The sequence below is a fragment of the Actinoplanes sp. NPDC048796 genome, from assembly GCF_040650035.1.
In the GTDB taxonomy this organism is placed as follows: domain Bacteria; phylum Actinomycetota; class Actinomycetes; order Mycobacteriales; family Micromonosporaceae; genus Actinoplanes.
In genome coordinates, this window is sequence record NZ_JBEZGO010000006.1 from 92,521 (window position 1) to 109,106 (window position 16,586).

Genomic DNA, 16,586 nt, shown 5'->3' on the forward strand with positions numbered 1-16,586 from the left:
CTGATTTGCGGCTCTGGTCCGGAATTGGGTAACAACATGCCCTATGCGGAATCGGTACCTGGATCTTTTGCGTGCCGTGGCAACCGTCCGGGTGGTGATCTACCACTCCAGCGGCTGGGCGGCCCTGACGATCGTCTTCCCGGCCATGTCGGTCATGTTCGCCCTGGCCGGGAGCATGATGGCGGCCTCCCTGGACCGTTACGGCCCCTGGGCGGTCGAGCGGCGGCTGCAGCGCCTGCTGCCCGCGCTCTGGGTGCTGGTGGGCGTCGCCGTCCCGTTCATGCTGATCGGCGGGATGGCCTGGGACTGGAAGGTGCTGCTCTGGGCCTTCCCGGTCGAGGACCCGCCGGCCACCGGCTTCTGGCTCGAGGGCCTGGCCGCGATGTGGTACCTGCGGGACTTCCTGTGGTTCGTGCTGCTGTCACCGCTCGCCCTGCCGCTGTTCCGGCGCTTTCCGCTTCCCACGATCATCGCTCCCTACCTGGGGCTGGCGGTGATCACTTTCGCCGGGCTGACGCCGCCGGCGATCGTGCGGGACCTTTGCTTGTACGGCAGTGCGTGGCTCCTGGGCTTCGCCCACCACGACGGCCTGCTGTCCCGTGACGGCCTGCTCCACCGGCACCGGTGGTGGCTGGCCGGCGTGCTGGGCGCCGCCGGCGCGGCCTGGGCGCTGACCCACCCGGGGCCGCGCGGGCTCGACCTCAACGACATCCCGCTGGCCAACGCGCTCTGGTCGACCGCGTTCATCCTGATCGCGCTCAGTGTGAACCCGCGCATCCCGTCGTGGCGGGTGCTCACCGTGCTCAACGCCCGGGCCCTCACCGTCTACCTCTGGCACGTGCCGCTGATCCTGCTGGTGGTGCGGCTGGCCAACGCGACCGGCCTGCCGATCTTCGGCTGGGTCGGCATCTCGTGGCGCCTGATCGTGGTCACGGCCCTGCTGGCGCTGGTGGTGATGGCCCTCGGCTGGGTCGAGGACTGCTCGGCGGGCCGCCGCCCGGCCCTGATCCCGGGCCGCCGTCCCCGCGCGGTCCCGGTCTCGCCGGCGCCCGCCTTCACCGATCTGGCCGTCACCGGGCCCGCCCCGCGATCGGCCGACTGACCGCGGGTTTCAGCGGGCGCGGACCACCAGGGGCTGGGTGACCTGGCCGATGGCGCCGTCGGCGTCGTACAGCTCGCCCGTGCACAAGCCCAGACCGTCGTCGCTCAGGGCGGTTCGGCAGGACAGGTGGACCCACTCGCCGACGGGTTCGCGCAGCAGGGCGGTGCTCATGGTGGGCGGGATGGACAGCCACTTGTCCAGCGGCAGCACCGCGGAGACACCGTTGGCCGAGTCGGCGATGATCAGGGCCCGGTCCTGGCCGGTGAGTTCGGTGCCGTCGATCAGGGGCTGTTCGACCCTGGTCCAGATGCGCGTCCGGTCGGTGGCGCGCCACTCGATGGCCTGGCCGTACCCCCAGTCCGGCTTCTCCGGGAAGAAGACGCCGGCGGTGGCCGGCAGCGGGTCGGCCGTCGTGGTCTCCGTGATCACGGGTGGCTGGGGGCCGGGGGCGATGTGCCAGGCGCGCGCGATCACCGCCGTACGGCCGTCAATCGTCAGTTTCGCCTCGTTGAGCGTGGTGAGGCGGCCCGGCTTGAGAGGGGACACCTCGACCCGGAAGTCGCGGCGGGGGATCGGTCCCAGGAAGTCCACCGAGATGCGGGCCAGGCGCTGACCGTCGACGCTGAGCAGCCGGCCCAGCAGGGCGGCCGGCGGGCCACCGTGCTGCATCTCGGTGTCCCAGGGGCTCTCGGTCGCCTTGGTGGGCCGGAACTCGTCGTCGCCCAGCGGGAGATAGAAGCTCATGCTCCGATCATGGCGTCGCGACCAGCAGCGCGTCACCACTGGAGGTGCGCAGATCGAGCGTGTTCTTGGCCGCCGGGTCGCTCGTGAGCCCCTGGATCTCGTCGTCGCCGGAGCCGGTGTGCGAGGTGATCTTGTACGCGCCCTGTGGCACCCGCACCTGCACGTCGCCGCTGGTGGTCTGGGCCTTGACCGAGGCCGGGGTGGTCAGCGAGGCGTTGATGTCGCCCGAGGTGATCCTGAGGTCGAGCGCGCCCGCCGCGTCCAGCACGTTGACGTCGCCCGAGGTGGACTGGACGGTGACCTTGTCCTTGGCGTTCAGGACCCGTACGTCACCCGAGGTCGCTCTGATGAGCACCGGTCCCGTGGGCTCGTGCACGTTGATGTCGCCCGAGGTCAGCTTGAGGTCGGTGGCGCCGATGCCGGTCAGGTTGACGTCACCGGAGCGCAGGTCGCCGCGCACGGTCACCCCGGCCGGGGCCTCGACCTCGTACGACACCGAGCAGTCGGCGCCGCACGAGGTGTCGAGCAGCAGGACCGAACCGTCGAGCCGGTACGAGTCGCCCGGGTCGGAGCTGTTGCGGATCACGCGCTTGATCGTGGTCTCGGTCACGGACCCCGTGGTGATCGACACGTCCCCGGCACCACCGGACAGGCGGATCTCGGTGATCTTCGCCTTTTCGACGTCGTTGTAGGTCAGGGTGGCCCCGACGACCCCGCCGCACGCGGTCAGGGCGGCCGTAGCTGCGCCGATGAGGACGAGGATCCCGGTGCGCCGGGCCCAGGTGGTGGTCATGATGGTGACGCTATGGCCCGGTGACCCGGTGGCACCATCGGAGCCCTCCCGGAGATGACCCTGAGATCCGGGTCAGGGTCTGTCGTACCCACCGGGCAGAATGGCTGTCGTGCCCACCGGATATCGCCGCCACCTCTACCGCGACGACGCGGTGGTCCTGCGTGTGCAGAAACTGGGCGAGAGCGACCGGATCATCACGCTGCTGACCCGCCGGCACGGCCGCCTGCGCGCGGTCGCCCGGGGCGTGCGGCGCACGACGTCGCGGTTCGGGGCGCGGCTCGAGCCGTTCGGTCACATCGACCTTCAGCTCGCCGGCTCGCCCGAGGGCGTGGGCAGCGCGCTGCACTCGGTGAGCCAGGTCGAGGCGGTCGCGCTCTACGGCAAACAGTTCCTGGGCGACTACCCGCGTTACACGGCGGCCAGCGCGATCGCCGAGACGGCGGAGCGGCTCACCCCGGTCGAGCGCGAGCCGTCGCTGCGCCTGTTCCAGCTCACGCTCGGCGCGCTCAAGGCGCTGGCCGTCGGCGAGCACGCGGGCAGTCTGGTCCTCGACGCCTACCTGCTGCGCGGCATGGCCGTGGCGGGCTGGGCGCCGGCCGTGGCCGAGTGCGCGGTCTGCGGTACGCCCGGGCAGCACGCGGCGTTCTCCGTCCCCGCGGGCGGAGCGGTCTGCCCCGATTGCCGTCCGCCCGGCGCCGCCCACCCGAGTCCGGCCACATTGGGGCTGATGTCCGCCCTGACGGTCGGCGACTGGACCATCGCGGACGCCGCCGAGGCCGGTGTGCGCCGCGAGTGCAGCGGCCTGGTCGCCGCCCACCTGCAATGGCACATGGAGCGGGCGCTGCGCTCGCTCCCGCTGGTCGATCGACGGGAGAGTCCCACCGCATGACGCCGCGTCCACCCACCCCGCACATCTCCGGCGTGACGCCGCCCGCGCTGCCCAAGGCGGCGCTGCCCAAGCACGTCGCGATCGTCATGGACGGCAACGGCCGCTGGGCCAAGGAGCGCGGACTGTCCCGCACCAAGGGCCACGAGCAGGGTGAGTACTCGCTGTTCGACACCATCGAGGGCGCCATCGAGCTCGGCATCCCCTACCTTTCGGCGTACGCCTTCTCGACCGAGAACTGGAAGCGCTCGCCCGAGGAGGTGCGCTTCCTGATGGGCTTCAACCGCGACGTGATCCGCCGCCGCCGTGACCAGCTGGTCGACCTCGGCGTCCGCGTCGTGTGGTCGGGCCGCCGGGGCCGGCTCTGGAAAAGCGTGATCTCCGAGCTGGAGACGGCGCAGGAGATGTCGAAGAAGAACAAGACGCTCACCCTGCAGTTCTGCGTGAACTACGGCGGCCAGGCCGAGATCGCCGACGCGGCGGCCGCGATCGCCCGCGACGTGGCGGCGGGCCGGCTCGATCCGGACAAGGTGAACGAGAAGACGATCGGGAAATACCTTTACCACCCCGAGGTGCCCGAGGTCGACCTCTTCCTGCGCCCGTCGGGCGAGCAGCGCACGTCGAACTTCCTGCTCTGGCAGTCGGCGTACGCCGAGATGGTCTACCTCGACACCCTCTGGCCCGACTTCGACCGGCGCCACCTCTGGTACGCGTGCGAGCTGTACGCCAGCCGCGACCGCCGCTTCGGTGGCGCCCTGCCCAACCCGGTCAGCCCGACGTAAGAAGCTCCACGGTGGCGTCCACGTCGGAGAGATCCGGCAGTACGGCGTGGGCGCCGGCCGCGACCAGCTCGGCGGCCGGGGTGGAGCCGGTGGCCACGGCCACGGCGAAAGCGCCGTTGGCCAGCGCGGCCGTGACGTCGTTGACGGTGTCGCCGATGACCACGGCCCGGAAACGCTCGCCGTACTTGGCCTCGGCCCGCTCCAGGCTTCGCCGCACCAGGGTGGCCCGCACGGAGTCGTCGGTGCCGTAACCGCCGACCTCGTCGTCGAAGGCCGCGCTCAGCTCGAAGGCGGCCACCTTGGCCCGCGCGACCTCGGGAACGTTGCCGGTGACCAGCGTCTGCACGACGCCGGGCCGCTCCTCGAGACGGGCCAGGACCTCCCGTACGCCGGGCATCAGCTCACCCTGCACCGCGAAGAGATGCTTCGTGTTCTGGACGTTCTCGACATAGCGCAGGAAGAACCGCTCGGGCGTGCAGTCGGTGACCCCGTGAGTGGCGAAGACCTCGGCGCAGATGTCCATGTCGGTGCGCCCACCGAAGATCGGCGTCTCCCGCCACGGAACGCCGGTGAGCTCGGTGAAGGCGGCCTTCCAGGCAGTGGCGGCCACCCCGCCGCCGCGCAGCAGCGTGTAGTCGATGTCCCACATGACGAGGCGCTTCACTCGGACAGAACCTTCTCGATGTAGGCCACCTTGGAGGTCAGGCCGTCGGTCACGCCGGGCCGGATGTCGGCCTTGAGCGACAGGCTGACCCGGCCGCCCTTGGCCCCGACGGCCTCGACGGCCTGCTTGACCACGGCCATGCACTCGTCCCACTCACCCTCGATGGTGGTGAACATGGCATCGGTCCGGTTCGGCAGCCCCGAGGCCCGCACGACCCGCACGGCTTCGGCGACCAGGTCACCCACGGACTCACCCACGCCGATCGGCGTCACAGAAAAGGCAACAAGCACCCCACCATCGTCTCAGCCCACCCCGCCTGCATCACACCGAACCCCTGTTCGAATTCAAAGCCGCCGGCCCATTGGCGCTTCGATGTCTCATGACTACCCTAGTCGTATGCCCGCTAGGCACGAGATCGTAAAGCTATATTGCGAAGGAGGTGAGCGGAACCATGGGGGCGTTGATGGGCCGGATCGAGAGGCACGGGCTCTTCGCGGATTGCGAGATCACCGAGCTCGAAATCCTCCATGGCGCTCACTCCCGGGCCCATCGCGACGAACTGGAAGCCGAGCTGCAGCAATCCTATCGATGGATTGTCATGCCGGAGCGTGTGTGGACACGGGCGAGGTTGGTGCAGCGGTTACTCACCGACGGCAGCAGTCATCGATCGGCCGGTCCGGTCGACCTGTTGGCCGCCGCGGCGGCGGAGGAGCACGGCATGGTGCTCCTCCACTACGACGCGGACTTTCACCAGATCGCCGAAGTCACTGGCCAGGAGACGTTCTGGGTTGCTCGGCGCGGGTCGGTCGACTGAGGCAGCCGGCCGCTGTCAGCGCTGGGCGGCGGCTATGGCGTCGCGGATGGTGGCGGCGCCGGCTGGGGTGCCGGTGGGGTCCTCGAAGGCGCCGTAGGGCGGGCCGTAGACGGGCTGGCCCGGTTCCTGGCGCCACGACTCGGAGAGGGGGCCGATGTCGACCGCGTCGTACCCGAGGGCGTTGAGGAACTCGGTGGTGGTCTTCTTGGCCGGGTCGTCGTCGCCGGCGATGGGCAGGGCCGAACGCTCCGGGGAGCCGGCCGGGCGGGCCAGGGAGGCCAGGTGCTTGAAGTTGATGTTGTTGAAGACCTTGACCACCTTCGCGCCGGCCAGATGCTCCTGCTCGATCTGGGCGCTGGTGGTCTGCTTCGAGTCAAGGGCCTCGAAGTTGCCGTCGCGCTGCGGGTAGTAGTTGTTCGTGTCGAGCACTACCTTGCCGGCCAGCTCGGCCACCGGGAGCTGAGTGTGGGCCTTGAACGGGACGCTCACCACGACGATGTCGCCGGCCGTGGCGGCCTCGACCGCGGTGGCGGCGCGGGCACTCGGGCCCAGCTCGTCGACGAGGGACTTCAGCGTCTCGGGGCCGCGGGAATTACTCACCACGACGTCGTAGCCGGCCGCGACGGCCAGCCGCGCCACGGCGCTGCCGATGTAGCCGCTGCCGATGAATCCGATAGTCGTCATAGTCGCGACAACCGACGGCCGGTGTGTTTGATTCCGACCCTGAAAAAGTAGCAGTGAGCAGGGGAAATCGGTATCGGACGATGAGGGGAGTGCGTGTGGGGCCCGCGCGGCTAGCGTTTTCGCAGTGATCAGAGCGGACGCCGCGGGCGTGGGGAAACTCGGGGACAGGGTCGTCAACCGGCTGGGTTTCGGGTCGATGCGGCTCACCCCGCGGGCGGACACCTCGGTGGCGATCAAGGTGGTGCGGGCGGCGGTCGAGCTGGGGGTCGACCACATCGACACTGCCGCCTTCTACGTTTCGCCCGGTGGTGTTCTCGACGTCGGTGAAGGGGCTCCGCGCTACGCCACCGAGTTGATCCGAAAAGCACTTCATCCGTACCCCCGGGAACTGGTTCTGGCGACCAAGGTCGGGCCGTGGGCGGAGACGGCCGACGACCTGCGCGCTCACGTCCATGAGAACCTGCGGCGGCTCGGTGTCGAACGGCTCGACCTGGTCAATCTGCGCCTGACCGGGCGCGGCGGTTCGCTCGCGGAACGGTTCCGGGTGCTGGCCGATCTGCGCGCCGAAGGGCTGATCCGCGACCTCGGGCTGTCGAACGCGACGCTCGACCAGGTCGACGAGGCTTCCGCGATCGCGCCCGTGGTCTGCGTGCAGAATAGTTACGCCGTTGACCTGCGGCGCGACGACGACCTGGTGCCGGCGCTGGCCGCGCGGGGCATCGCCTTCGTGCCTTTCTTCGCCATTGCCGGGCCGCGCCGCGAGGACGGCGCGAGCGACGACCACGACGAGGCCGTACGGCGGATCGCGCGCACGCACGGGGTGACACCGCATCAGATCCGGCTTGCCTGGACGCTCCATCAAGGACCCAACGTCTTGGCTATTCCCGGTACGGGCGACCCGCGGCACCTGCGCGAGAACATCGCCGCCGGCGCCGTCCGGTTGACGGCGGACGAGCTGGCGGCGCTCTGAGTCCATCAATGGCCGGCGCCGCCGGGCTCGGGCGGGTCAGCCGCGCAGAAGGGTGGCCACCTCGGCGGCCAGGTCGGTGGCGGCCTCGATTTCGGCTCGGCGGATGGAGACGCTTTCGACGTGGAAGCCGAAGGGCATGCCCAGGCGGGTGCAGAAGCCGTGCAGGTCGCGGGCTATGGCCAGGGTCTCGCGGTACGAGTCGGCCAGTGGGTCGGCGGAGTGGCTCAGTGTCGTGGAGAGCCAGCGGGGTACGTCGACGCCCAGCCACTTGAGGAACTCGAGGGTCTTCTCCGAGCCGCACAGGGACAGCGTGAAGATCACCGGGCGCGGCGTCAGGCCGAGCGCGCGGCACTCGAAGAAGTAGTCGGTGAGCAGGTTCTTCGTCTCGTTCAGGTCGTAGATGACCTGGGTGACGAAGAAGGTGCTGCCGCGGCGCTGCTTGGCGATCATGCGGTGGTGCTCGTCGCCGTTGCGGGCGTGCCGTTCGCCGATCACCACGGAGCCCAGGGGCAGGTTCGGCCGTACGGCGGTGCGCAGCTCCTGGGCCTGGCGCAGCGTCGTGCGTACCTCTTTGTCGCCCGACGACGCTCCGACGAAGACGCTGAGCACGTTGGCGTCGGCCGAGGCCATCCAGGCACTCAGATCGTCCGGCGCGTACTTGCCGACACAGCGGTAGATGATCGCCGGCTTCTCCCAGGCGCCCAGAAACGAGGTGTAGAAGACCGCGGGGTCCATGGTCGGCAGGTAGGGGAACGGGCGCTCGTCCGGGTTCCGGTCCGACTCGTCGTCGATGTCGTACAGGATGAGGCCGTCAAGATCGAGGCCGGCCAGCCGCTTCACGGTGACCTCGGCGATCTCCTGGACCTTCTCCGGTGTGGCGCTGCGGCGGGGCGGGGTGACGCCGAAAAGCATCACCCCGCCCGTGGCCTGCTCGAGCTTGGACTGCAAAGACATCCGACAAGCGTAGAAAGTGCTGGTCAGTGGTCGGCGCAGCAGGGGGTCGGTTCCCGCGTTTCGAACGGGACGAGCACCCCGCCGGCGGCCGGTGTCGTGGTCAGCACAAGATCGCCACTGCGGAATTGCGGCCGTACGAAATCCCGGGTGTCCACGATGTCGGCATCGTCGGCCGGGCCGGAGCCCAGGATCTCGACCCGTTCGATAGCGCTGATCTTGAGCACTTCGGCCACCGTCAGCGTGCCGGTCAGTTCGGCTGAGCCGCGGAAAATCACGGCTCGCCCGAATTTTCCGGACACAGCGGCGTCAGCTGCCTCCTGAAGCTCCGGAGCGGTCTCGAACGCTCCGGTCACACTGATCGCCACGTGCGGGAACGGGCTCTGCACCAGATGCGTGCAGGCCAGCGACGGTGCCGGGTCCAGCGACAGGATCCAGTGATCGGCTTCCGCCGTCGTGCGGTGGCCGAGGCTGACCCCGGACACCGCCGACGTGGACACCGCCGACGTGGACACCGAGCGGTACAAGGTCACCGGCCCGACGGCAGGACGAAGATCGGGTTCGTGTAGAACCACAGGTCACCCCACGGGTCGGCGTCGCCCGAGACGTCGAGCTTGGGGCCGAACGGGTCGACCGTCGCGCCGAGCAGGCCGGGCTGCGTGCGCTTGCCGTCGGTGCCGCGGACCCGTACGTAGAAAGGCTTGTCCAGGCGGCCCAGCGAGAACGTCAGCGACGCCTTCTTGGCGCCCGCGTTGATCTCGAAGGACTTGACCACCTTGGTGTCGGGGGCCTGGAACGTGTCCCGGTCCTTCACCGGGCCGGTGATGGTGCCGACGATGACGTCGACCCGCTTGAGGACCGGCACGAACTGCGCCCAGTTCGGCACGTCCTGCAGGTCGATCTCGAGGGTCAGCTCGGTGCTGGTGCCCCGCCTGACCTGGTGCACGCCGCCGAGCGGGGTGCCGGTGAACGGGCGGCGGTCGCCGGACGTACGGACCCGGGCGTCCAGGCCCTTGATCAGCCGGCCGTGGTCGACCCAGACGCGGCCGGCGCGCAGGCCGTCCATGACCGCCTTGTAGCCGAACGAGGTGGCGCCCACGTTCGTACGGCCGTAGAAGCCCGGCCAGAAGTCGCCGGCCGTGGTCAGCGTCTTACCGGTGTAGACCGGGTCGTTGTACTTGCCGTTGACGTCGAAGTTGCTGTCCGGTCCCCGGTCCGACTGGTCCAGGTAGTTGACGTGCGAGTCCGAGTTGACGGTGATCCACCACGCCTTGCCCTCGGCGAGCAGGCTGTCCCACAGGCCGCCGACGGTGGCGGTCATCCAGTCGAAGCCGCCCCACGTCCGGTAGCTCTCCAGCGGGTAACCCGGGAACGACGCGGCCGACGGGTTGTTGTCGTAGTAGCCCCGGGCGCCGCCGCGGCCGTTGGGGGCCGGGATGCCGGCGGCCTGGTGGCCGGGCGCGCCCTCGAAGCCGACCGCCACCGACGGGTCGGCGTCGCGCCAGTTGCGGATCTCGTGCGGCGAGTCGATGCCACGACGGGCCGGGTGGTTGGCCAGGAACAGCGCGCCGTCGATCTTGCGGGCGCGGACCTGCGAGCCGAGGAACTTGATGCCGGCGATCGCGGCCGCCTCGTTCTGCGCGGTCGTGTTGGTGGCCGGCAGCAGGTTGCCGTCGTAGTTGTTCTCGAACTGCTTGAGAACCTCGACCTCGTTCCGGCTCGGGGTCACGAAGACGGTCGCGTGCTCGGCGGCCGGGATGTTCCACTCCAGACCCTGGAAGGTCAGGAGGTCCTTGTACTCCTCGCGGGTCTTCCGGATGTCCGGGTTGACCTTCTCCACGCCGATCTTGGCGTGCGCGACGCTGCCGTGGTCGGTGATGACGACCCAGTCGAGGCCGAACGCGCGGCCGTGACGGGCCTGGTCGATCACCCGGTACTGGGCGTCCGAGCTGTACTGCGTGTGGATGTGGTGGTCGCCGGCGAGCCAGCGGAACCCGCCCTTGTCCGACCCGCCACCGACCGGGCCGTGCGAGTGCGGCAGGCCGGCGGCCTGGGCGGCCGACGGGACGGCGAGCACGGAGGCGGCGGCGCCGGCGCCGAGCAGGCCCGCGCCGCGCAGGAAACCGCGCCGGGAGACGTCGGAGGGCGAGAGCTCGCTGTCCGGGATGCTCAGGTCGAGAGCGGGGGAGACGTCGCCGCCGGCGCTCTCGTGCGTGTGATCGTGATCGTGGTCGTGGCCGTGACCCATAACGAGTTCTCCCAGTCGGGGATCGACACATGCTCTTCACGGCACACGTTCGCTGGATCACGCCAACACCCGTTGTCGATCTAGTGACGTGCGGGGAAATTACTTTCGTAAGGTCGATCGCTGCCCTTGGTGTCGGGCGCCGGGCCCACCCGGGCTCCTAGCGTTCGGGCCATGGCGATAACCCTGCAAGAACTGACCAAAAGGTACGGGCGGACGCGCGCCGTCGACGGTCTCGACCTCGAGGTGCGGCCGGGCCGGGTCACGGGATTCCTCGGGCCGAACGGGGCCGGCAAGTCGACCACGATGCGCATGGTGCTCGGCCTGGACCGGCCCACCTCGGGGCGCGCGCTGGTCAACGGCCGGCCCTACGCCGAGTACCGGTGGCCCCTGCGGGAGGTGGGCGCGGTGCTGGAGGCGAAGGCCGCGCATCCGGGGCGGACCGGCCGCAACCATCTGCTGGCCATGGCGCGCAGCAACGCCATCCCGGCCCGGCGGGTCGACGAGGTGCTGGAGACGGCCGGGCTCGGCGACGCGGCCCGGAAGCGGTTCGGCACATACTCGCTCGGCATGGGGCAGCGGCTCGGGCTCGCGGGGGCGCTGCTCGGCGACCCGCCGGTGCTGATCCTGGACGAGCCGGTCAACGGGCTCGACCCGGACGGGGTGCGCTGGATCCGGCGGCTGCTGCGCGATCTGGCGGCCGAGGGGCGGACGGTCTTCGTGTCGAGCCACCTGCTGACCGAGATGCAGCTGACGGCGTCGCACCTCGTGGTGATCGGCAAGGGGCGGCTGCTGGCCGACGCGCCGATGGACGAGCTGCTGGACGGGCACGGGTCGCTGGAGGACGCGTACTACGAGCTGACGGAGAGCGCGGCATGAGGGCGGCGATCGGCTCGGAGTGGACGAAGCTGTGGACGACGCGGACGATCTGGTGGGCGCTGCTGGCGGCGTTCGTGCTGATGGCGGCGGCGGCGGGGCAGAATGCCCTGTATGTGACCAACGGTGACATCGACGCCTCGTCGGCCGGGGACGTGGCGGTGCTCTCCGTGGCGATCGCGCAGTTGGCGTTCGTGGCGCTGGCCATGCTGGTGATGACGGGCGAGTATTCGGCGGGGACGATCCGGGCGACGCTGAGCTGGATTCCGTCGCGGGGGCGCCTTCTGTCCGCCAAGATCGTTGTCGTCGCGGGGGTCACGCTCGTCGCCGGTGTCGTGGCCGGGCTGCTCGGCGGGGTGATCGCCGCCGGGATCCTGGACGACTCGTCCGATATCGCGGTCTCTGCCGTCAAAATCGGGATTTATCTTGTGCTGCTGGGTGCGCTCGCCACCGGGCTGGGTGCGGCGTTGCGAGGGCCGGTCGTCACCCTCGTCGTGCTGCTCATGGCGATCGTCGTGATCCCGCCGCTGCTACAGATTCCCGACATCTCCGTTTTGAACGGCATCGCGGATGCGTTCCCGGGTGTCGCGGGAAATCATTTCCTGGCCGGCGACTCCGACCCGTACCCCCCAGCGGGAGGTCTTTTGATCTTGATGGGGTGGACTCTGCTCGCCGTCCTCGCGGGATGGCGGACGATGAAGCGGCGCGACGCCTAGACCAGACCCGCCTCGTAGGCCAGGATCGCCGCCTGGACCCGGTTGCGGACGCCGAGACGGCTGAGCAGGCTGCTCACGTACGCCTTCACGGTGCCCTCGACCAGGAACAGGCGGCGGGCGATCTCCGCATTGGACAGGCCTGCGCCGACCAGCGCCAGCACCTCGCGCTCACGGTCGGTCAGGCCGTCCACCCGGTCCCGGGCGGCCGCGCCGGCATGCAGGCGCGGGCCGGCCAGCTCGGTGATCACCCGATGGGCGACCCGGGGCGACAGGTACGCGGCGCCGGCGGCCACGGCCCGTACGCCAGCGGTCAGCTCCCGCGGATCACCCGCCTTGAGCAGAAAGCCGGCGGCGCCGGCGGCGACGGCCTTGACGATGTACTCGTCCTCGCCGAACGTCGTCAGCACGACCACCCCGGTCTCCGGGGCCAGCCGGCGGATCTCGGCGGTGGCGGCCAGCCCGTCCAGCCGAGGCATGCGGATGTCCATGAGCACGACCGCCGGCCGATGCCGGCGGACGGCCTCGACCGCCGCGGCGCCGTCACCGGCCTCGCCGACCACGTCGATCTCGGGGTCGTTGGCGAGGATGGCGCGGATGCCGGCCCGGATCATCGCCTCGTCGTCGGCGATCAGCACAGGGATCGTCATGCCAGCCTGTCCTTCCGGGTCAGCCGGCCGTCGGTGAAACAGAGCCGGTAGGCGGCGCCGGCCAAGGGGAAACTGCCGTCGCTGTAGTACTCGCAGGAGGACTCCGCGTCGCGCGTCCACGCCTGCCGGCCGGGCAGCACCGCCGCCAGCTCGGCGTGCGGGGTGCCGATGGCGATCCGTTCGAAAATGTCCTCGTCGAGCACCGAGCCCCCGGACGCGAAAGAGTAGTAGGCGATCGACGTGACCAGGGCCAGCGCGGCCGGAGTCACGATCGCGGCGGCCAGGCTGCGCCGCACCTGCCGCCGCGCGTGCACCATCTCGGTCGCCTCGGGGGCCGGCGCCGCCCGATGGGGGATGACCGCCTCCAACCGGAAACCCCCGTCCGGGCTCGGCCCGGCGGTCAGGGTCCCGCCGGCCAGGCGTACGCGTTCACGCAGCCCCACGATCCCGGCGCCCCCGGCGCCCCCGGCGCCCCCGGCGTTCCCGGCGTTCCCGGCGCTCTTGGCTGCCGCGCGGCTCGGGGGATTGCCGGTGGGCGCGTTGACGACCGTGACGGTGGTGGCGGCCGGAGCGTGCCTCAAGCCGACGGTGACCGGGGCGCCGGGCGCGTGGCGGCTCGCGTTGGTGAGGGCCTCCCGCACGACGCGGCAGGCGGTGCGCTCCACAGTGGGCGGCGCGCCGGCGCCGGTGCGCTCCACCGTCACGTCGATGCCGGCCGTTCGAGCGCGGTCGGCCAGGGCCTCGACGCGCCCGTCGGCCGGTTCGAGCGGGGCGGCCTCGTTCGCCTCCCGCAGCACCCCGATGATCTCGCGGAGCTGGTCGGTGGCGGCGGCCGCTGACTCGCGGATCCTCGTGGCGGCCGCCCGCTTCTCCTCCGGCAGGTCCGGGCTGGTCTCCAGGGCGCCCGCGCCGAGGGCGATCAGCGCAAGCTCGTGCCCGAGCGAGTCGTGCATCTCCCGGGCCAGGTGCGACCGTTCGCGCAGCACCACCATGCGCCGCTCCGACTCCAGCCGCGCGGCCCGCTCCCAGCCGGCCGACTCCAGACGCCGGCGCTGCGCCTGATAGCGACCGGCGAGCCAGGGGAAGACGCCGAGCAGCAGAAGGAACATGGTCAGCTCGAACCAGTCGGCCGGCCCGACGCCGAGCACGCCGAGATTGAGCGCGGTGCCCCCGGCCGCGATCGCCGCGAACGCGGCGGCGACCGGCCGGATCCGCTCCGTCCGCAACCCCACCAGGTAGCTCAGCACCGGGATCCCGAACGAGAAGTTCCCGTCCACGATGGTCGCGAGCATGACGACGAGCCACCCCACGAGCGGCCATCGGCGCGCGCTCACCGTCGCCGCGACCGCCGTCACGAGAGCCGCCACACAGCCGGCCACGCTGCCCCGCGCAGCCTGATGGGCCACCACGGGCGCGGCCAGCACCACGCCGAGAAGCACGTCCCGCTCGAGCATCGAATCAGGCTATCGGCGGACCTCCACAGCCCACTACTGCCGAAAGTCAGAGCTCCCGGCGAACTCGATCAGCCGGCGGCGGCAGGCTCGTGAGGCGGCGCCGAGACGGCGGTCGCGACGGTGGATCACGCCGATCGGCGGGTGTGCCGGGGCCTCGCTCAGCGGCACGACCGCCACCGCCGGGCCGGGCGTCTCGGCCGCGGCACGGGCCAGCAGGGCCACGCCGAGACCGGCCGCCACCAGCTCCCGGATGCTGCCCGCGCTGTGCGACTCGAACGGCACCCGGGCGGTGAAGCCGGCCGCCCGTGCCGCCTCGTCCAGGATGGCGCGCAGCCCGCTGCCGGCCGGAAGACAGACGAACGGCTCATCGCTCGCCTCGTCCAGGTCGATCGGGTGCTCGCGGGCGATGTCGGCCGGGTGTTCTGGGTTCAGGTCGATCGGGTGCTCGCGGGCGATGTCGGCCGGGTGTTCTGGGTTCAGGTCGACCGGGTTCTCCCGGGGGAGGTCGGCGTCGAGGGGGCGCCGGCGGGCCGGGCCGGGCCGGCGTTTCCGGGCGGGGGACGTCGCGCGCGCGTGGGCCAGGCGGTGGCCGGGTGGGACGATCAGGACCACGCTCTCGTGGGCGATCGTGCGGGCCGAGAAGCGTGACGGCAGGTCCGCGTGGACCGGGCCGACCACCAGGTCGGCTGTGCCGTCGTCGAGGCGGGCCAGCAGATCGGCGATCAGGCCGGAGCGCAGGCTCAGCGTGACGCCCGGATAGCGGCGGTGGAACGTGGCGAGAGCTTCCGGCAGATCGAACCCGCCGAGCACCGCGGTCGCGCCGAGCGTCACCCGCCCGGTCAGCACGGCGGCCAGGTCCTCCAGCTCGGCCCGGGCGCCGTCGAGCTCGCCGAAGGCCCGGCGCACGCGGCGCAGCAGCAGCTCGCCGGCCTCGGTGAGGGCGACCCGCCGGGTCGTCCGGGCGAACAGCTCGGCGCCCAGCTCCGCCTCCAGCAGCCGGATCTGCGCGGACACCGCGGACTGGGCCACGTGCAGCTGTTCGGCGGCCCGGGTGAAGCCACCGCAGCGGGCGACCGCCTCGAAGTAGGTCAGCTGGCGCAACTCCATCGATTCATCTTGGGCCGCGATGAATGGCAGCGCCAATGGGTCTTGGACATATCAACGGGAGCGGCCGAGGCTCGTCGGCATGGAACAGAAGACGCTCGGGGCCACCGGCCCGGCCACCTCCGCGATCGGGCTCGGCTGCATGGGCTTCTCCCAGGCCTACGGCCCGGCCGACGACGAGGTGTCGGCCGCCGTCATCCGGGACGCCCTCGATCACGGCATCACCCTGATCGACACGGCGATGAGTTACGGCCGGGGCCACAACGAGACGCTGGTCGGCCGTGCGATCGCCGGCCGTCGCGACGAGGTCGTGCTGGCCACCAAGTTCGGCATCGTCCGCGGCGAGGACGGCACCCGCCTCGACGGCCGCCCCGAGAAGGTTCGCGGCTACTGCGAGGCGTCGCTGCGGCGGCTCGGCACCGACCACATCGACCTGTACTACCTGCACCGGGTCGATCCGGACGTGCCGGTCGCCGACACCGTCGGCGCGATGGCCGACCTCGTCGCCGCCGGCAAGGTCCGCCATCTCGGCCTCTCCGAGGTCGACCCGGCGCAGCTCGGCCAGGCCGCGGCCGTGCACCCGATCGCCGCCGTGCAGTTCGAGTGGTCCCTGGCCTGGCGCGAAGCCGAGGACGACGTGGTGCCGGCGGCCCGCCGGGCCGGCGCCGGGCTGGTGCCGTACAGCCCGCTCGGTCGTGGCCTGTTGACCGGAACCCTGCCGGCCGGCCCGTTCTCGGTCGGTGACTTCCGCCGCGCCGACCCCCGGTTCTCCCCGGAGCACCTGCCGGCCAACCTCGCTCTCGTCAGGGCGCTGGCCGAGGTGGCGGCGGCGCACGGCGTCACGCCCGGGCAGCTCGCCCTGGCCTGGCTGCTGGCCCGCGGCCCGGACGTGGTGCCGATCCCCGGCACCCGCAGCCGGCGGCGGGTCGCGGAGAACGCGGCGGCGGCCGGCATCAGGCTCGCCGAGGCGGACCTGGCGGCGCTGGACGCGGCCGTGCCCCGGGAGGGCTGGCGGGGCGACCGCACGTCGTTCGCGGCCCACGGCACGGTGCGCACCCGCTGACGGTCAGCCCGTCCCGGCCGGCGCGCGGCACGGTGCGCGCCCGCTGACGGTCAGCCCGTCTCGGCCGGCGCGCGGCACGGTGCGCACCCGC

18 protein-coding genes and 1 pseudogene are annotated in these 16,586 nt (G+C 71.2%); 8 read left to right on the forward strand and 11 right to left on the reverse strand.

Going from position 1 to position 16,586, the window contains the following annotated elements:
* The first annotated feature begins 43 nt into the window (after positions 1 to 43).
* On the forward strand, positions 44 to 1,102 hold the full coding sequence (locus tag AB0C26_RS24815; protein ID WP_360251899.1) for an acyltransferase: 1,059 nt from the start codon (positions 44 to 46) through the stop codon (positions 1,100 to 1,102).
* A 9-nt stretch (positions 1,103 to 1,111) separates the two neighbouring features.
* Here the strand turns inward: AB0C26_RS24815 and AB0C26_RS24820 are convergent, their stop codons facing one another.
* Positions 1,112 to 1,846 carry a thioesterase family protein gene (locus AB0C26_RS24820; protein WP_360251902.1) on the reverse strand — a complete coding sequence of 245 codons (735 nt, stop codon included), beginning with the start codon at positions 1,844 to 1,846 and terminating at the stop codon, positions 1,112 to 1,114.
* A 7-nt stretch (positions 1,847 to 1,853) separates the two neighbouring features.
* Entirely contained in the window at positions 1,854 to 2,639 is a 786-nt protein-coding gene (locus AB0C26_RS24825) for a DUF4097 family beta strand repeat-containing protein (protein ID WP_360251905.1), read from the reverse strand.
* A gap of 100 nt (positions 2,640 to 2,739) precedes the next feature.
* On the opposite strand from AB0C26_RS24825, the gene recO reads away from it, so the two are divergent.
* Together recO and AB0C26_RS24835 are read left to right on the forward strand one after the other, a co-directional pair.
* Positions 2,740 to 3,528 carry a DNA repair protein RecO gene (recO, locus tag AB0C26_RS24830; RefSeq protein ID WP_360251908.1) on the forward strand — a complete coding sequence of 263 codons (789 nt, stop codon included), beginning with the start codon at positions 2,740 to 2,742 and terminating at the stop codon, positions 3,526 to 3,528.
* Positions 3,525 to 4,307 carry an isoprenyl transferase gene (locus tag AB0C26_RS24835; protein WP_360251911.1) on the forward strand — a complete coding sequence of 261 codons (783 nt, stop codon included), beginning with the start codon at positions 3,525 to 3,527 and terminating at the stop codon, positions 4,305 to 4,307. Before recO ends, AB0C26_RS24835 begins: the two co-directional genes overlap by 4 nt.
* On the opposite strand, the gene AB0C26_RS24840 is transcribed toward AB0C26_RS24835, so the two are convergent.
* Both AB0C26_RS24840 and AB0C26_RS24845 read right to left on the reverse strand, forming a co-directional pair.
* Positions 4,294 to 4,971 carry an HAD family hydrolase gene (locus tag AB0C26_RS24840; protein ID WP_360251914.1) on the reverse strand — a complete coding sequence of 226 codons (678 nt, stop codon included), beginning with the start codon at positions 4,969 to 4,971 and terminating at the stop codon, positions 4,294 to 4,296. The genes AB0C26_RS24835 and AB0C26_RS24840 overlap by 14 nt on opposite strands.
* On the reverse strand, positions 4,968 to 5,261 hold the full coding sequence (locus AB0C26_RS24845) for an MTH1187 family thiamine-binding protein (protein WP_097320239.1): 294 nt from the start codon (positions 5,259 to 5,261) through the stop codon (positions 4,968 to 4,970). The genes AB0C26_RS24840 and AB0C26_RS24845 overlap by 4 nt, the downstream gene beginning before the upstream one ends.
* Before the next feature lie 149 nt (positions 5,262 to 5,410).
* Between AB0C26_RS24845 and AB0C26_RS24850 the strand changes: the two genes are divergently transcribed.
* Positions 5,411 to 5,785, forward strand: coding sequence for a PIN domain-containing protein (locus tag AB0C26_RS24850; protein WP_360251918.1), 375 nt, complete (start codon positions 5,411 to 5,413; stop codon positions 5,783 to 5,785).
* A gap of 15 nt (positions 5,786 to 5,800) precedes the next feature.
* Here AB0C26_RS24850 and AB0C26_RS24855 read toward each other — a convergent pair whose 3' ends face one another.
* The gene (locus tag AB0C26_RS24855; RefSeq protein WP_360251921.1) at positions 5,801 to 6,691 is read right to left on the reverse strand and encodes an NADPH-dependent F420 reductase; all 891 of its coding nucleotides are present in this window, start codon (positions 6,689 to 6,691) and stop codon (positions 5,801 to 5,803) included.
* Here AB0C26_RS24855 and AB0C26_RS24860 point away from each other — a divergent pair.
* Positions 6,594 to 7,439, forward strand: a complete 846-nt coding sequence (locus AB0C26_RS24860; RefSeq protein WP_360251924.1) for an aldo/keto reductase — start codon at positions 6,594 to 6,596, stop codon at positions 7,437 to 7,439. The genes AB0C26_RS24855 and AB0C26_RS24860 overlap by 98 nt on opposite strands.
* A 36-nt stretch (positions 7,440 to 7,475) precedes the next feature.
* On the opposite strand, the gene AB0C26_RS24865 is transcribed toward AB0C26_RS24860, so the two are convergent.
* From AB0C26_RS24865 to AB0C26_RS24875, 3 genes are read right to left on the reverse strand one after another with little or no spacing between them, the layout of a single operon-like run.
* Positions 7,476 to 8,393, reverse strand: coding sequence for a 5,10-methylenetetrahydrofolate reductase (locus tag AB0C26_RS24865; RefSeq protein ID WP_360251927.1), 918 nt, complete (start codon positions 8,391 to 8,393; stop codon positions 7,476 to 7,478).
* Between the two features lie 23 nt (positions 8,394 to 8,416).
* The gene (locus AB0C26_RS24870) at positions 8,417 to 8,923 is read right to left on the reverse strand and encodes a hypothetical protein (protein WP_360251930.1); all 507 of its coding nucleotides are present in this window, start codon (positions 8,921 to 8,923) and stop codon (positions 8,417 to 8,419) included.
* Complete coding sequence (locus tag AB0C26_RS24875; RefSeq protein WP_360251933.1) at positions 8,920 to 10,638, reverse strand: twin-arginine translocation signal domain-containing protein; 1,719 nt, start codon at positions 10,636 to 10,638, stop codon at positions 8,920 to 8,922. The genes AB0C26_RS24870 and AB0C26_RS24875 overlap by 4 nt, the downstream gene beginning before the upstream one ends.
* A 171-nt stretch (positions 10,639 to 10,809) precedes the next feature.
* On the opposite strand from AB0C26_RS24875, the pseudogene AB0C26_RS24880 reads away from it, so the two are divergent.
* Positions 10,810 to 11,457 (forward strand): annotated as a pseudogene (locus AB0C26_RS24880) (ATP-binding cassette domain-containing protein); the annotation flags it as partial.
* Between the two features lie 53 nt (positions 11,458 to 11,510).
* The gene (locus AB0C26_RS24885; RefSeq protein WP_360251936.1) at positions 11,511 to 12,227 is read left to right on the forward strand and encodes an ABC transporter permease; all 717 of its coding nucleotides are present in this window, start codon (positions 11,511 to 11,513) and stop codon (positions 12,225 to 12,227) included.
* On the opposite strand, the gene AB0C26_RS24890 is transcribed toward AB0C26_RS24885, so the two are convergent.
* From AB0C26_RS24890 to AB0C26_RS24900, 3 genes are read right to left on the reverse strand one after another with little or no spacing between them, the layout of a single operon-like run.
* Positions 12,224 to 12,874, reverse strand: coding sequence for a response regulator transcription factor (locus AB0C26_RS24890; RefSeq protein ID WP_360251939.1), 651 nt, complete (start codon positions 12,872 to 12,874; stop codon positions 12,224 to 12,226). The two genes, AB0C26_RS24885 and AB0C26_RS24890, sit on opposite strands and share 4 nt — an antisense overlap.
* Positions 12,871 to 14,328, reverse strand: coding sequence for a histidine kinase (locus AB0C26_RS24895; protein ID WP_360251942.1), 1,458 nt, complete (start codon positions 14,326 to 14,328; stop codon positions 12,871 to 12,873). Before AB0C26_RS24895 ends, AB0C26_RS24890 begins: the two co-directional genes overlap by 4 nt.
* Positions 14,329 to 14,361: 33 nt before the next feature.
* Entirely contained in the window at positions 14,362 to 15,435 is a 1,074-nt protein-coding gene (locus AB0C26_RS24900; protein ID WP_360251945.1) for a LysR family transcriptional regulator, read from the reverse strand.
* 79 nt (positions 15,436 to 15,514) lie between these two features.
* Between AB0C26_RS24900 and AB0C26_RS24905 the strand changes: the two genes are divergently transcribed.
* Positions 15,515 to 16,495, forward strand: a complete 981-nt coding sequence (locus AB0C26_RS24905; protein WP_360251948.1) for an aldo/keto reductase — start codon at positions 15,515 to 15,517, stop codon at positions 16,493 to 16,495.
* Positions 16,496 to 16,586: the final 91 nt, after the last annotated feature.